General features: G+C 47.4%; 12 protein-coding genes. 3 read left to right on the top strand and 9 right to left on the bottom strand.

All coding sequences use genetic code 11. The annotated features are described in order from the left end of the window. Nucleotides 1-9 precede the first annotated feature (9 nt). The 6 genes from BLS15_RS25775 to BLS15_RS25750 form a co-directional block, all read right to left on the bottom strand. Nucleotides 10-1,494, bottom strand: coding sequence for an ABC transporter substrate-binding protein (locus BLS15_RS25775; RefSeq protein WP_028533373.1), 1,485 nt, complete (start codon nucleotides 1,492-1,494; stop codon nucleotides 10-12). Between the two features lie 100 nt (nucleotides 1,495-1,594). Further along, nucleotides 1,595-2,518, bottom strand: a complete 924-nt coding sequence (locus tag BLS15_RS25770; RefSeq protein ID WP_028533372.1) for a carbohydrate ABC transporter permease — start codon at nucleotides 2,516-2,518, stop codon at nucleotides 1,595-1,597. An 11-nt stretch (nucleotides 2,519-2,529) separates the two neighbouring features. Continuing rightward, nucleotides 2,530-3,468: an ABC transporter permease gene (locus BLS15_RS25765; RefSeq protein WP_021257224.1), complete on the bottom strand. Its 939-nt coding sequence runs from the start codon at nucleotides 3,466-3,468 to the stop codon at nucleotides 2,530-2,532. A 149-nt stretch (nucleotides 3,469-3,617) separates the two neighbouring features. Continuing rightward, nucleotides 3,618-5,189, bottom strand: coding sequence for a response regulator transcription factor (locus BLS15_RS25760; RefSeq protein ID WP_021257225.1), 1,572 nt, complete (start codon nucleotides 5,187-5,189; stop codon nucleotides 3,618-3,620). Nucleotides 5,190-5,270: 81 nt separating this feature from the next. After that, nucleotides 5,271-7,232: a sensor histidine kinase gene (locus BLS15_RS25755; RefSeq protein ID WP_021257226.1), complete on the bottom strand. Its 1,962-nt coding sequence runs from the start codon at nucleotides 7,230-7,232 to the stop codon at nucleotides 5,271-5,273. 323 nt (nucleotides 7,233-7,555) lie between these two features. Beyond that, the gene (locus tag BLS15_RS25750) at nucleotides 7,556-7,954 is read right to left on the bottom strand and encodes an OsmC family protein (RefSeq protein ID WP_028533371.1); all 399 of its coding nucleotides are present in this window, start codon (nucleotides 7,952-7,954) and stop codon (nucleotides 7,556-7,558) included. Between the two features lie 336 nt (nucleotides 7,955-8,290). Between BLS15_RS25750 and BLS15_RS25745 the strand changes: the two genes are divergently transcribed. The 3 genes from BLS15_RS25745 (at nucleotide 8,291) to BLS15_RS25735 (ending at nucleotide 11,538) form a co-directional block, all read left to right on the top strand. Then, nucleotides 8,291-9,166 (top strand): C40 family peptidase, encoded by an 876-nt coding sequence (locus BLS15_RS25745; RefSeq protein ID WP_028533370.1) that lies wholly within the window; start codon nucleotides 8,291-8,293, stop codon nucleotides 9,164-9,166. A gap of 296 nt (nucleotides 9,167-9,462) precedes the next feature. Beyond that, complete coding sequence (locus BLS15_RS25740; RefSeq protein WP_090514485.1) at nucleotides 9,463-10,308, top strand: sugar phosphate isomerase/epimerase family protein; 846 nt, start codon at nucleotides 9,463-9,465, stop codon at nucleotides 10,306-10,308. Nucleotides 10,309-10,413: 105 nt separating this feature from the next. Then, nucleotides 10,414-11,538: a Gfo/Idh/MocA family protein gene (locus tag BLS15_RS25735; protein WP_090514482.1), complete on the top strand. Its 1,125-nt coding sequence runs from the start codon at nucleotides 10,414-10,416 to the stop codon at nucleotides 11,536-11,538. A 216-nt stretch (nucleotides 11,539-11,754) separates the two neighbouring features. Here BLS15_RS25735 and BLS15_RS25730 read toward each other — a convergent pair whose 3' ends face one another. The 3 genes from BLS15_RS25730 to BLS15_RS25720 all read right to left on the bottom strand — a co-directional run bounded on the left by BLS15_RS25730 (nucleotide 11,755) and on the right by BLS15_RS25720 (nucleotide 14,497). Further along, entirely contained in the window at nucleotides 11,755-12,126 is a 372-nt protein-coding gene (locus tag BLS15_RS25730; protein WP_028533368.1) for a hypothetical protein, read from the bottom strand. Nucleotides 12,127-12,354: 228 nt separating this feature from the next. Continuing rightward, on the bottom strand, nucleotides 12,355-12,693 hold the full coding sequence (locus BLS15_RS25725) for a DsrE family protein (RefSeq protein WP_021257232.1): 339 nt from the start codon (nucleotides 12,691-12,693) through the stop codon (nucleotides 12,355-12,357). 130 nt (nucleotides 12,694-12,823) lie between these two features. Further along, nucleotides 12,824-14,497, bottom strand: a complete 1,674-nt coding sequence (locus tag BLS15_RS25720; protein WP_021257233.1) for a glutamine--tRNA ligase/YqeY domain fusion protein — start codon at nucleotides 14,495-14,497, stop codon at nucleotides 12,824-12,826. Nucleotides 14,498-14,612 lie beyond the last annotated feature (115 nt).

Here is a 14,612-nt window from a genome sequence, read left to right as displayed (position 1 = left end):
CGATATTGATTACTTCTTGGATGCTTTCCACTCATCCAATTGTTTTTGCATTTCAGCCATTACTTTGTCCAAGCCAGCTTGCTTGAACTTCTCTACTGCTTTAGGAACGTAAACTTTAGGGTCTACAGAACCTGTATACAGAGATGCATAGAACTCTTCTTTTACGTTTGTCAAAGCCGTAATCTCAGTTTTCACGCTGTCAGCGTTGAAGTGGAAGCCGAGAAGCGGCGCATTTTTCGCGGAATCGTTGAATTTCGCGAATTGTTCCCATTTGTCTTTAGGGTCAGAAGGCAACTTATCCAAGATGAAGAAGTTACCAAGTGTAAATGCTGGCATATCGTAACCTTCTGTCTTAGCAGGCAAGTATTCTACTGTGCTATCGTCAATACGTTTGTAGTGAACGTCTTCGATACCGTTGTTCACCAGGTTGCGCAAGTACTTGTCAGAGTTGAGCAAGTTCAAGAATTCCATTGCTTTCTCTGGGTACTTGGAGTTCGCGGAAATACCGTGCATCGAACCCATTACAGACCAGTTGTAAACATAAGGCTCTGTGTAAGGAGTAGATACAACTGGATAGCCGAGCGTTTGTGACCATTGGTTGTCTGCGAACGGTTGAGTGTCCGGCATGTCAACGAACCATTTGCCCGTTTTCATTTCATCGCCGTTTTGTGCTGTAGCCGCGTCTTTCTTTACGTAACCTTTTTTGTAGTATTCATGCATCGTCTCGAAGCTCTTCATCATATCTGGTTGTTCCAGAACGTTGACGAGTTTCAAGTCGTTCGTATCCGTCAATGCTACACCGATTGGCAAGTTTTCGTTAACCAAGTCGTAAGGAACACCGAACTTGAATTGCTTGTCAGCAGACACTGGATACAATCCAGGCTCGCCTGCTTTTACTTTTGCAAGAACTGGCTCCAAATCTTCCAAAGTCTTGATGGAGTTGATGTCGATGTTGTACTTATCAACATATTTCTTGTTGAAGCGGAATACTTTTTGAGCTGGTAGCTCTTTATTTACAGGAATCGCGTATGTTTTACCTTCGATTTTAGCACCTTCCAAGAAGGATGGATGAACGTTCTTTTTAATATCTTGACCGTATTTGTCTAACAGCTCATCCAGTTCATAGAACGCGCCTTTTTTAGCGTTCTGTACATAATCAAATGCCCAAGAGGACGTGAAAGCGATATCAAAAGGTTCCCCAGAAGCGGCGATTACCTGCATCTTTTGGTTGTAATCGCCCCAGTCGAACATTTTCATTTTGATTGTAGCGCCGATTTTTTCTTTCGTGTACTCGCTGACTTTCTCCATTACCTTGTCAACGTCTTTTTGCGGAGTACCGATCGTGTACCAGATCAGTTCTACTGGCTTTTCGTCTTTTTTGTCTCCTGCTGTGCCAGCCGCTTCATCTTTTTTATTTCCGCAACCTGCGAGAACCAAAGATGCAACCATGATGAGGCAGAATGTCATCATCAGCATTTTTTTTGCCTTAGCCATTTTGTTACCTCCCCTTTTTGTACCACGCTGAATGTTTATATTATTTCCAGAGGCGGCAATGATCATCGCCGCCATCCGGGAATAACCATAGGGTAAAGAGTTATTCTTTTACCGCACCAATCGTCAAGCCTTGAACGAAGTAGCGTTGGAAGAATGGATACGCACATGCGATTGGCAATGTTGCCAGTACGACAAGCGCCATCCGAGTTGCTTCCTGTGGCAATGTCCGCAGCATTTCGAGCGATTGACCGGAAGAGTTCAACTGTGCGTTCGACAGCAAGAACTGCATACTGTTCTCGATACGCATCAACATGGACTGCAATGGTACGAGCGACGGATTGTCGATATAGAGCAAAGCGTTGAACCAGTCGTTCCAGAAGCCAAGTGTCGCGAACAAGCCGATTGTGGCGATCCCTGGTAATGAGATTGGAAGTACAATCGTAATGAATGCCCGCAATTCACCAGCACCATCAATTTTAGCAGATTCGATAATCGCGTCTGGTACCGTCGTATTATAGAACGTACGCATGATGAGTACGTAGAACGCGTTCATGATGAGCGGCAAGATAAGCGCCCAGATCGAATCCTTTAACCCCAACACTTGCGTAATGACCATGTACGTTGGTACGAGACCACCGTTGAACAGCATCGTAAAGAATGCGATGAAGGAGAAGAATCCCCGGTACTCGAAGTTTTTGCGAGATATCGCATAAGCATACAAGCTGATAACCACCAAGCTAATCAACGTACCAATTAACGTAATAAATATCGTAATACCGTAGGAATTGAGCAACTGATCCCCAGCTTTGAAAATGTACTCATAAGCCGAGAAGCTCCATTTTTCAGGAAACAGTGTGTATCCCTTGCGTGCCAATGATTCTTCATCCGTTAACGAGATGACGATAACGAAAAGGAACGGATAGACACAGAGTAGAGCGAATCCACCAGCAATAATATTGAACAAAAGGTTCGTACCTCTGGACAACTCATGAACGTCGCGATGTTTAGTCTTACGCAAAGTCATTCCCCCCTAGCCTAGAACAACGCATTGTCTTTGTTGAATTTTCGAACGATCCAGTTCGAGGTCATGACAAGAATGAATCCGACTAATGATTGATACAAGCCAGCTGCCGTACTCATTGAAATTTCCCCTGTCGCCTTCAAACCGCGATATACGTAGGTATCGATTACGTTCGTTACCGCATACAATGGACCGGAGTCACGCGGAATTTGATAGAACAAACCGAAGTCTGCATAGAAGATACGTCCCACGGCGAGAAGCGTTAAAATCGTAATGAGCGGTGTAATCGCTGGAAGCGTAATGTGGCGAATTTGCTGCCACTTGTTCGCGCCGTCAATCATCGCTGCTTCATAATACGTCTTGTCGATACCAACAATGGCTGCCAAGTATACGACACTGGAGTAACCGACGCCCTTCCAAATATTCAGGAAGACGAGAATGTAAGGCCAATACGTCGTATCGGAGTACCAGGATACAGGGTCTTTGCCCATCCAAGCCAGGAATTGGTTCATTACCCCTTTATCTACACTCAAGAAGCTGAATGTAAAGTAACCGACGATAACCCAAGACAAGAAGTGAGGCAGGAACATCCCGGTTTGATACAATTTTGCCAACCGTTTATTCACAATTTCGCTCAAGATGATTGCCATTGCTACGGCACATACAAGACCGATAACGATGAAAACTACGTTGTATAGTATCGTGTTTCTTGTGATGACATAAGCATCATTCGTTTTGAAAAGGTATTCAAAATTTTTAAAACCTACCCATTCGCTTTGCTGCAAGCTGGCAAGGAAGCCGTCTCGGCTGAAACGATAGTCCTTGAAAGCGATCACAGTTCCGAACATCGGCAGGTAGGAGAAGAACAAAAACCACAAGGCTCCCGGAAGAACCATTAGCAGAAAGATTCGATTGCGGTTTAAGCTCCGAAAGGCATTTTTGATGAATTGCATCCCATCATCCCCCGTTGCTATGTTGTACTTATAGGGTAACTCAACTGATGCGCTTCCAATAGTCAATAAACTTTAGATTTGGTGTACAAAATAAAGAAAGGGCTTACACAGCGTCACTTCGCCATGGATGCCCTTTCCAATCCTGGTTATTATGCCAATTCATTCGCTGCACTATGGATCTCTCGATACTCTTTTGGAGAAATGCCAACATACTTTTTGAACTGCTTGTAGAAGTAGCTTTTATCCCAGTAACCAACCTTGGCTGCAATATCCGTCATCCGATAATTTGTCCCTGTCAGCATTTCCTTCGCCTTGTTAATCCGTGTCTTATTCAAAAAATCAGAGAACGTCGACTGGACTTCCTTCTGGAACAACTGTCCCAGATAGACCGGGTTAATATTGTACACCTGACTGAGCGTCTTAAGCGACAGTTCTTCCGCATAGCGTTCTTGGATATCATGGAGTACCTGTCTGACGACAGGACTCATGTCCTCCGGTTCACTCATCAATTCAATCACATGTGCCGCCACTTGTAGAACATGATCCTTCAAGGCATCAAGCGTCTGAATATGATACACGTCATCGAACCAATCGCGTTCATCATTCAATTGCAGCACCGCTGACCCCTTCACAGACTGTTTCCATGCGATGAGCAGCTCTACAGCGAAGTTCCGCATATCGCGCGGCGTGACACCGTCCGTATCCGACAAACGCTCGAAATCTGCTTCAAGCTGTTCGCGCAGCCCTTCCTTATTTCGTGCATAGAGCAGCTTCACGTAAGGTTCCGTCTCCGGCTGTACCGAAGAAGGACGCGAGGATCGATAACTCTCAATTTCATCACAATCTATAATACTGTCATCTACTCGAACGAGATGGTATGGCTGCACCTGCTTCGCATGATCGAAGCTGACAGAGGCTTTGGCATACCCCTCCTGCACGCTGCCGACAGTGACTTCCAGCACCGATTGCAGATTCTGCTCCGTCTCTGCCTTCCATTGCACCAGCTTCTCTATCGCTTCCTGCTTGTCCTCACGATTATATAAGCCAAGAACAATCGCCGTTTCTCCGTCCCACTCGCGCACGCAAAATCCACCGAACTTCTCATCCAACAGATGCTTCGCCTGAGAAGCAACTTCATCCTGCTTCATATAGTCCATTTCATTGTCCTTCCGAACCTCAGGACGAACAAGAACGACCATATAATAAGGATGCACGAAATGAATATCCAACAGATCCGCACGCTGCTGCAGCTCCTCCATATGAATGCGGTCACGCAGCCAGCGGAACAGCACGTTGTCGCGCAGGATGTCCCGATTGTGCAGCTCCACCATATGATGCATGCGGGATTGATCCAGCTTCTGAACTGTATTCTCCAGCGTAGAGCGGAATTCATCAATGTTGATTGGCTTCAACAAGTAGTTCTCAACCCCGTGCTTAATGCCTTCCTTCACGTAGACGAATTCATTGTACCCGCTCAAAATAATAAAACGTGTATGCGGATGCGCCTGCTTCACCTTCTCAATCAACTGCAAGCCTGTCATCTTCGGCATCATAATATCAGTCACAACCAAATCGACAGGGTGATCTTTCAGAATGTCCCAGGCGGCCTCTCCATTCTCCGCTTGCCCAACAATACGGAGACCGTAATCATTCCACTCTAATATAGATTGCAATCCTTCAATAATAAACGGCTCATCATCGACTAAGAATACATCGTACATCTATATCCCCCCCAACCCTAGTCACACGAAAGTTTGTCTGCTTTCCATTATGAAGTGGTACTAGAAGTGTTCACCACGCTATTATTGCAGCGGCACCCGAACGGTTGCCGTCGTACCTACATGCAAGGTACTGTCTATCGTCAATCCATATTCATTCCCATACAGAATGCGGAGGCGCTCCTGCACATTCTTCAGACCAAGCGAACCGTGATCCTGGATTTGCGGCTGCTCCAGATCATTCTGAATCTCCTGCAGCCGTTCTGGTTCAATCCCCTTGCCATTATCGCTCACCCGAATGATCAGATCTCCCTGGTGCTGCGTAACCTCAATGCGGATATGATTATCCTTCCGATCCAAGACAATGCCATGTACGAGATAATTCTCGATGAGTGGCTGAACCGACAGCTTCATCGTATTATAGCCGCCAAGCCGCTCATCCATATGAATGGTGAATTGCAGCTTGTCTCGATATCGTATTCGGGTCAGCTCCAAGTATCGGCGGCAGTTCTCAATCTCTTCGTTCACGGTAATGATCGTCTTGTCCTTGACCATATGACGGAACATCGCTGCCAGGCTGTAGATCATTTCCCCGACATCATGAGCGCCCTTGGATACTGCCCGCATCCGGATAACCTCTAACGTGTTATATAGGAAGTGCGGCTTAATTTGCGCCTGCAGCGCTATCAGTTCCGCGTGTTTCTGCTTCAATTCGGACTTATACACCTTATTAATGTACTGCTTCAAATCCTCACACATCTGATTGAAACTACCCGCGATGAGACCGAGCTCATCTTCACGCGTAACGGGCAACCTTGCGTTCAAATTGCCTTCCTGCACTTTCTTCATCGCCATCACAATCGTCTGCGTACGGCGGGATAAATGGAGTACCGATAAATAGGTCACCATCAGAACGGCAAATATACAGATTATCGTCACAATGCCAATCGTATTCTTCAGTCCAGACAAATGATCGGTAATGGCTGCCTCCGGCAATGCGCCTACGACATACAGCCCCAGCTTATTCGTCTGAGAGACCGTTACATAGGAGGACTTCCCATCTACCTGAATCGACTGCGGCTTATTGCGCTCGAGCTTGGACAGTTCCTCAACATCGGCCCATGTCGACGTCCCCTGTGATTGGGAAGACGGATAGATGATCTCACCTTTTTGATCCAGTACAATCCATTGCTCACCTCGAAGGGAATACCCAATCTGACGCCCAATTCCGTTCGCATTGAAATCAATCGTAATGTGTCCTGCTGTCAGCAAAGATTCTGGACTGCTCACTCGATTCGTGAAGCTGATAAGCGGCAGCTTCTCCGACTCTGACTTAATCACATTGGTCTTTGTAGGAATAGAAGCCTGAGCCTGCTTCTCTAATCGCTTGGATCCATCTTGGTCAAGCATATCGACCAAGCGATCCGAGTGGCGCAGTAACGGTATATCTTGTATATCGGCTGAAGTTTCTTCCTTTTTACTCTGATTCGTATATGAAGAGACGCGTTCACCATAGCGATTCATCTTCCACTGCGTATTCATCTGCGGATCTTGGCTCCAGTCATAGAGCCCGCCCTTCACTCCATCACTTGTATACATATAAGCGAACTGCTTCGTAGGGCTGATGAGATTAATATTTTGCAAATCGGGATCCTTCCAGAACTGGAGCATGAAGAATTCCTGCATCTTGCGCACATAGAACATGTTGCTCGAGCTGTAGGCATCCAAGCGATAGCGGATATATTGTTCATATCCCTCATTCAGCAAGTAGACGGTATCCTGGATGAGCAGATTATCCTGATACACCTGCTGGACGATCGCCTGGGCTAGATCATTCTTCTGATCAATGTATCGGTTAATGGTATCTACCGTGCGCTGCTGCTCCATGAGTGCGTTGCTGACATCCTTGCGCGCAAAGAACTCATAGGCAAACACAGATACCGTCACTAAGGAAGCAACTGCAATGAGTGAATATATCGCAATTAATTTATTGAATAATTTCTTCTTAAAGTGCTTCTGATACATCTGGTGAAACGGTTTCAACAAGGCCTATACCTCCATCCCTTGCCGGCACACGAGCACGGTAGCGGTTCGGTACCGCTTTCTTTTTCCTATACTTCACATTCACAGCGAAGGATAATCACCCTATTCAGCTGCGTGTCTTCAAGCTTTATAATATCATAATCAATATATTGAACATAACTCAAAGTGTGAATCTATTGTTGCATGAGATGGATCTTCGCCCTACCTCTATGATTACATATATACGACACAAACGATATCTTTTAGAATTATTAATATATTCCAATTGAGGGTGTATGAAGAAACCCAGCATCCTATAGAGGGTGCTGGGTTTTATTGCGGCTCATTCATTCGTTCGCAAGCCGATCAGCAAAATACATTTCAATCTCTTTGTTCACCAGTCTTAGCAGTGTACAAGTCGTCCGCACTGCACTGAATACTTCGTCGCGTTCTTCTTTCTGAAGTCCAGCTGCTGTTATGTGAAATGTAACGTACAGGAGCTTGCCCTGATCACTCACTTCATCCACCGCATCGACTTGAAGGGACTGTAAATCCCATGCTTTCTCCGTTGCATAACTGCGAATCGATTCCGCAACCGCGAATGCTAAGCTCATCATCCATAGGTCGAAGGGCCTATTTAATGAAGCAGATCCAGACGAATCTGCCTGTTGCCTGATCATGATTTGATTATTGCCGCAACTACCGATCCATTCATGTGGTTTCATTTCCTTTACATGGACTTGCAAGACTGTCACCTCTCCTCTGCTCTATTTCACTATTACAGCGTTCTCCGCGCCAGGCCTGAGTTTGCTGCACCTGTTTTCAGTCGAATTTCGAATAAATTGCAACAGAAATAACATCTACTTACATTTCCATTATTATTTCTTTCATAATTCGTATTCAGTTCAAATTCCCCAAATCCCTTGCAGTATAAGGGTTAACACTTTGGTTACAGTTTAGTTACAGTTTTGTCATTTTTAATACTTCCAGACTATTGCCAGCTTTTTTAAAATTATGTTAGTCTGGTTTTGTCGATTTTTTAGTAATCAATTTACATTTTTAACAGCTGAGGAGGAGATGTAGTGAAAACCGCCATACGGACTGCTCTTGCAGCAAGCGCAGTCATCGGATGCTTGCTGTTTGCAGATAGCACACTAGGTACGAAGGCTTTTGCTGCCGACGCGCCTAAGCAAGCCACGATCCACGTCAACGGTAATGCCTTACAATTTACCGATATTATTCCCATTATTGATGAAAATCAAAATATGTATGTCCCAGTCCGCGCCTTCGCGGAGCAAATGGGTTACTCCCTGTCTTGGTCCGCTGTCAACTCCAGTGTGAACAACATTGAATTCTCGAATGGTACGACGACTGTCCGTTTCCGTACAGACAGCGCTTCTGCCGATGTGAATGGCGAGACGATTGACATGGGTGGCAAGCCTTGGACATACAGAGATAATACATATATTCCGTTTCGTTTTTTGATGAACGCTTTTGATTTGGATTTTGAGTGGACACCCGATTATTTGAAGAGTATTCCTCGCGTTGATCGCGTTCCGCAAAAGAAGTCTGTCACGACCGCTTCTGTACAAAGCGCAGCTTCTCGCATCATCAACACCGGACGCAGTTACCTCGGCGTACCGTATGTATGGGGCGGATCAACACCTAGCGGCTTCGACTGCTCGGGATATATTCAATATATATTCCGTAAGAACGGCGTATCGCTGCCAAGGACATCTCGAGAGATGTATAATGTCGGATATCGCGTAAGCAATCCAATACCTGGCGATCTCGTATTCTTCGCGAACAATGGCAGCACAATCTCTCACGTTGGTGTCTATATCGGCAATAACCAATACTTGAATGCTTCTTCAGGCAGTGCATACCAAGTCGTAGTGACCAGCATGTCATCTTCATGGTCCAAGCGCACGTATGTCGGTGCCAAGCGCGTTCTATAGTCATCCTACGAGACATTCTTCAGCCCGCAGCTTTTGCGGGCTTTTTATTTTCCCGCTGCCAATCTCAATATGTGCAATCGTCCGTATTCTGAAGATACAGTGCGTTCAAGTATTCATTTAATATGAAAACGGTGTCATTATGGCGAATTTAGCACATTGTCCACGCTTACACAATCTGCTACTCTCGAATCAAACTCACTTCCCATACCATCTCACAGATGAAATACCGAGTTTCAAGTTCATTATTCCCAAGATACGAAAGCAAGCTCATCACCTTTCGCATAAGGAGGAACAGCATGAAACTATCTATTGGCGGATTTTCGTTCAATAATTTGCGAGTTGAGGGCAAGATGGATATTTTCGCTTATATTGCAACTGTCCATAAACGGTACCAATTGCAGTCCATTGATTTCTGGAACGCCTTTTTTGCAGATACGACACGCCCGCTATGGCAGGTTGCGGATGATGATATGCTGCAGCGAATTCGTGACACACTTATGGAGCGTGAGATGGCTCTCGTGAATATTGCGGTTGATCGTGCTCACATCTGGGATCCCGATCCAGAAATACGCGAGGCACTGCATCAGAATGCACTTGCCCATCTGCGCGCAGCCGAAATCATGGGGGCACAGTCTGTACGTATTGATGCTGTTCACCATGGAGATGATGTGCTCAGCGATGAGGCATTTGAATACATCACGATGCGATACCGTGAGTACGCACAGCGCGCTGCTGAGGGAGGGTACTGGGTTGGGCCTGAGAATCATACCGGCTGTGCGCTGCAACCTGACACGCTGGTTCGCATATCTGAAGCAGTAAATCACCCGAACTACGGAATTCTGCTTCATCTTGGGCGATGGAAGCCTACGGGAGATTCCTTCTCGCTTCGCATGACGTCATCGGACACATTAGACGCTTATGCCGCGGAAGGCGACCTGCAGGCTGCGCCATGGGTACGACATACCCATGTTGATTATCGCTTGATTGAATCACCGCAGGCCAAGGAACGATTGGCATCATTGAAGAACGCTGGTTATGACGGGTATTGGGCAATTGAGTACAATGCGCCACATGAACAGCTAACTGCTATGGAAGAGGCTATCGGGAAGCTGAAGGGTCATCTGGCTTCATTGCCCGCCTAACAGGGAGAGCTCCGTGTAATTCCTGTTACGCTGCGCCCCCGCAACAGCGCTCCCGCATGCAGATGCAGCCTAGCTGCTTAGAACAGAGTACCAAGGGGGAGAACGATGGAATCAAAACGTATTGCCATCATTGGCGTCGGACAAATCGGCAAGCATCATCTGGATGAATACGCCCGCGTCAGCGGTGCAGAAATCGTTGCTGTGTGCGATGTGAATGAAGCAGAAGCTCGGAAAGTATCCGAGCAGTATCAAGTCCCGCATGTGTATACGGACTTCCGCGAGCTGCTGAAGCGTGATGATATCGAGGCTGTTGATGTATGCCTGCACAACAACTTCCATGCGCCAATCACCATAGCAGCATTGGAAGCAGGCAAGCATGTATATTGCGAGAAGCCGATTGCCGGTTCTTATTATGACGGTGCAGCCATGCTTGAAGCTGCTAAGGCAACCGGACGCCAGCTGCATATCCAGCTGGCTACCTTATATAACGCAGAGACGAAGGCCGCAAAGACGCTAATTGAGGATGGGCAGCTAGGCAAGCTGTACCACGCTCGTTCAACGGGCTTCCGCCGCCGTGGACGCCCTTATGTTGACGGCTATGGCACTCCGTCCTTCACACAGAAATCCATCGCTTCTGGAGGCGCCCTATACGATATGGGCGTATACCATATCTCTCAGCTGCTTTACTTGCTTGGTATGCCTCAGGTAACGCGGATTAGCGGACAGACCTATCAAGAGATGGAGATGCTCCAGGAACGCCGGGAAACTAGCAAATTCGACGTTGAAGAGCTCGGCCTCGGTCTCGTAAAATTCGAGGGAGGCTTAACGCTCGATATCATCGAAGCGTGGGCAATCTACTTGGATGGCTTCGAAGGAAGCAGCATAGTGGGCTCCAAGGGCGGACTTCGCATGCCATACCAAACGAGCCAAGGACAGCATCCGTTCAGCTTCCATCATACTGTGTCAGATATGGATCTCAACGCAACAGTGGACGTCCAAGCGATGAATCGTCGCAGACACCTTCTTAATCCGAATGAATGGGCTTATGATTCTTCCCAAGGTCATTGGGTTGCAGCGCTGAACGGGATCGTCCCCCTGCTTCCTACCGCAGAGCTGGCACTGAATACGATGCTGATCAGCCAAGGCATCTATATGTCCAGTGCGCTAGGACGCGAAGTCACTGCCGATGAGATTATCGCTGAATCGGTATCTACCGCAGTTCGTCTATAGGAATAGGGATCGGATAATCGATTGCATAAATGGCAGAAAGGCAGGATCGGTAGTGAACTGCACCCCAATTGTTAGACACCATCTAGCGATTGGAGGTGCAGTTCATAGCGCTGTTCCTGCCTTTCCTGTTCATTCCGTATACATGATGAAGATGCTACTTCATCCCTCTCAGGACTCCGACATCATCTCACGCATCATCTTTCACGTACAAGCAGCTTATGATTTCACATTACTCCATACATTAAGGGCAAATACCAAAGCCGCCAGCACTGAAATCACTCCGCCCCCGATCAACAAGGCCGTCGCAGCCGCTACCTCATTAACCGCTAATGCTAATCCAACAAGAAAAATTGGAAGTCCGATGTTGTGCAGCCAGAAATGCACGTTGCCAAGCGAACTATCCCCCGCCTTCGGGAACTTCACGTATACAAGTCCGCTGATGGCGAGCGATACCCATCCCAGCAAGCCGATATGCGCGTGAAGCGACTCATATTGAAATTGCTTCGTTGCGCCTGCAATCAGCCCTGCAAGTACGCCGATAACGAAATAAAAAGCAGCCACCTTAATAAATCGCGCTCCTACAGCCATCCTCATCCCCATCCTTTACGTAATCTCGTGATTATACGTATGAATGAAGAAAATCTATTATTCCACACCTCTTGATATGTTCATTCTGCCTGTCTTTACATCTGGTTCCATTACTAGATAGAATCCTTGCCCCTTACATAAAAAGCAAAGACCGGACTCTCCGCAGAGAATCCGGTCTTGTGGGCAGCTCCATCATTGAGCTGTTGCTATGCAACTTGAGCCTAACGGCTATCCAATAGTCAGCACTTCATGACTGGCTGCTAGTTCGACGAACGTACCCATGCCAGAGATTTGTCCTGCTGCCAGCTTGTCTGCAATTCCATAATGATCAGCACATGTCTTGCAAGCAAGCACTGGCACACCGAGCTTCTCCAGCTCAGCAAGCTGCAAGGATGCGAGCGATTGAGAAGTCAGCGCAAGCACTCCGCGATTCATGCAGAACACTGCGGCTGGAAGCTGTTCCTGCTGCTTCACAAGTGTCAGGAATGTCTCCAGAATCGTTGCTCCAAGGCCATTCTCAGCAGCACCAATTGTATCTGATGTTAGTAATACGACTTTGCCTTTCATCGAAAGACCTCCTTCATCTTCACGCCTGCTAGATGCACTGTTTCACTATCGATCATACCGCACAGCAGCAGGTGTCTATCGCGTCAAGATGCGGCGCTATAGGGGACACAAGGTCACCCCCCGTTATTTCTTACTGCTTCGGTAATGCGAACGAGCTCTTCAAGGATACCGTCAAGTTGAACACAGGCTTGCCTGGTTCTGAGCTTTTCGGATCCACATTGAAGTATCCGTGACGGAAGAATTGGAACTTGTCATGCGGCTCCACATCCTTCATATTCGGCTCGATGAAGCCTTGCTCCACCACGAGGGAGTTCGGGTTAATGCGCTCCAAGAAGGACGCGGACTCGTCCTCTTCCTCTTGCTCATCAAGAATGAGCGGCTCGTACAATCGGAACTCAGCCGGAACTGCATGTGTAGCATCCACCCAGTGAAGGGTCCCTTTCACTTTGCGGCCGGTAAACCCGCTTCCGCTCTTCGTCTCAGGGTCGTACGTACAATGGATCTCTACTACATTGCCGTTCTCATCCTTCACGAAGTCGTTGCATTTGATGAAGTAAGCATGCTTCAAGCGCACTTCATTGCCTGGGAACAGGCGGAAGTACTTGTTCGGCGGATTCTCCATGAAGTCATCTTGCTCGATGTAAATCTCGCGAGAGAATGGGATCTGACGAACGCCCATTTCCGGGTTCTCCGGATTTACTTCCGCATCCAGCCATTCTACTTGTCCTTCCGGATAGTTCGTAATGATGACCTTAAGCGGCTTCAATACGCCCATTGTCCGTGGCGCCTTCAGCTTCAAGTCTTCCCGCAGGAAGTGCTCCAAATATTTAAAGTCAATAACACCGCTCGACTTCGTTACCCCGATCTCGCGACAGAACGTACGGATCGACTCTGGTGTAAATCCACGGCGGCGAAGACCGGAAACAGTCGGCATGCGCGGATCGTCCCAACCGTCTACAACATTCTCGTCTACGAGCAGCTTCAGCTTGCGCTTACTCATCACGGTATTCGTCAAGTTCAAGCGCCCGAATTCATACTGATGCGGCGTCTTCTCCATCTCGCTTTGCTCGACGACCCAGTCATACAACGGACGTTGATCCTCGAACTCAACCGTACAGATCGAGTGCGTTACACCTTCAATTGCATCCTCAAGCGGATGTGCGAATGCATACATCGGGTAGATGCACCATGCATCGCCTGTATTGTGATGAGTAGCGTGCGCGATACGGTAAATAACCGGGTCACGCAAGTTAATGTTCGGTGACGACATGTCGATCTTGGCACGAAGCACCTTCTCGCCGTTGCCGAATTCGCCACCCCGCATACGAGCGAACAGATCAAGATTCTCTTCTACCGAACGCTCCCGGTACGGGCTGTTCTGTCCAGGCTCTGTGAGCGTACCGCGTGTCTCGCGAATTTGATCCGCAGACAGATCGTCTACGTACGCAAGCCCCTTCTTAATCAGCAATACTGCACGATTGTACATCTCTTCGAAGTAGTCAGACGCGAAAAAGAGTCCGTCCCACTTAAAGCCGAGCCACTCCACATCTTTTTTAATGGACTCGACGTATTCAGTATCTTCCTTCAGCGGATTCGTATCATCGAAGCGCAGATGCGCACGGCCTTTGAACTCACGCGCCAGCTCAAAGTTCAAGCATATCGACTTCGCGTGTCCGATATGCAAGTAGCCGTTCGGCTCAGGCGGAAAGCGTGTAACGATATCGTTTACGCGGCCTTCCTTCAAGTCATCAACAATGATGTTGCGTATAAAGTTGGAGCTATGATTTGGATTCGGATTGTCCACCAGTCATCAACCTTTCTTTGCCCTAACACACTTTGTTAATAAATATACCCGTATCGTCCAGCGAGTTCAACACCGATTGTCCACTCCTCGCGTACTGCGAGTGCAAACTTGAACC

It is taken from the genome of Paenibacillus sp. cl6col, assembly GCF_900102125.1.
Classification (GTDB): domain Bacteria; phylum Bacillota; class Bacilli; order Paenibacillales; family Paenibacillaceae; genus Paenibacillus_B; species Paenibacillus_B suaedae.
The sequence above is the reverse complement of the archived record's forward strand: the minus strand, read 5'-3'. Positions and strand labels throughout refer to the sequence as shown.

What these genes read in the sequence shown, in the direction of transcription:
- BLS15_RS25765 (WP_021257224.1), bottom strand. Translation starts at nt 3,468, where the DNA reads ATGCAATTCATCAAAAATGCCTTTCGGAGCTTAAACCGCAATCGAATC.
- BLS15_RS25760 (WP_021257225.1), bottom strand. Translation starts at nt 5,189, where the DNA reads ATGTACGATGTATTCTTAGTCGATGATGAGCCGTTTATTATTGAAGGA.
- BLS15_RS25735 (WP_090514482.1), top strand. Translation starts at nt 10,414, where the DNA reads ATGGAATCAAAACGTATTGCCATCATTGGCGTCGGACAAATCGGCAAG.
- BLS15_RS25725 (WP_021257232.1), bottom strand. Translation starts at nt 12,693, where the DNA reads ATGAAAGGCAAAGTCGTATTACTAACATCAGATACAATTGGTGCTGCT.
- BLS15_RS25740 (WP_090514485.1), top strand. Translation starts at nt 9,463, where the DNA reads ATGAAACTATCTATTGGCGGATTTTCGTTCAATAATTTGCGAGTTGAG.
- BLS15_RS25730 (WP_028533368.1), bottom strand. Translation starts at nt 12,126, where the DNA reads ATGGCTGTAGGAGCGCGATTTATTAAGGTGGCTGCTTTTTATTTCGTT.
- BLS15_RS25770 (WP_028533372.1), bottom strand. Translation starts at nt 2,518, where the DNA reads ATGACTTTGCGTAAGACTAAACATCGCGACGTTCATGAGTTGTCCAGA.
- BLS15_RS25775 (WP_028533373.1), bottom strand. Translation starts at nt 1,494, where the DNA reads ATGGCTAAGGCAAAAAAAATGCTGATGATGACATTCTGCCTCATCATG.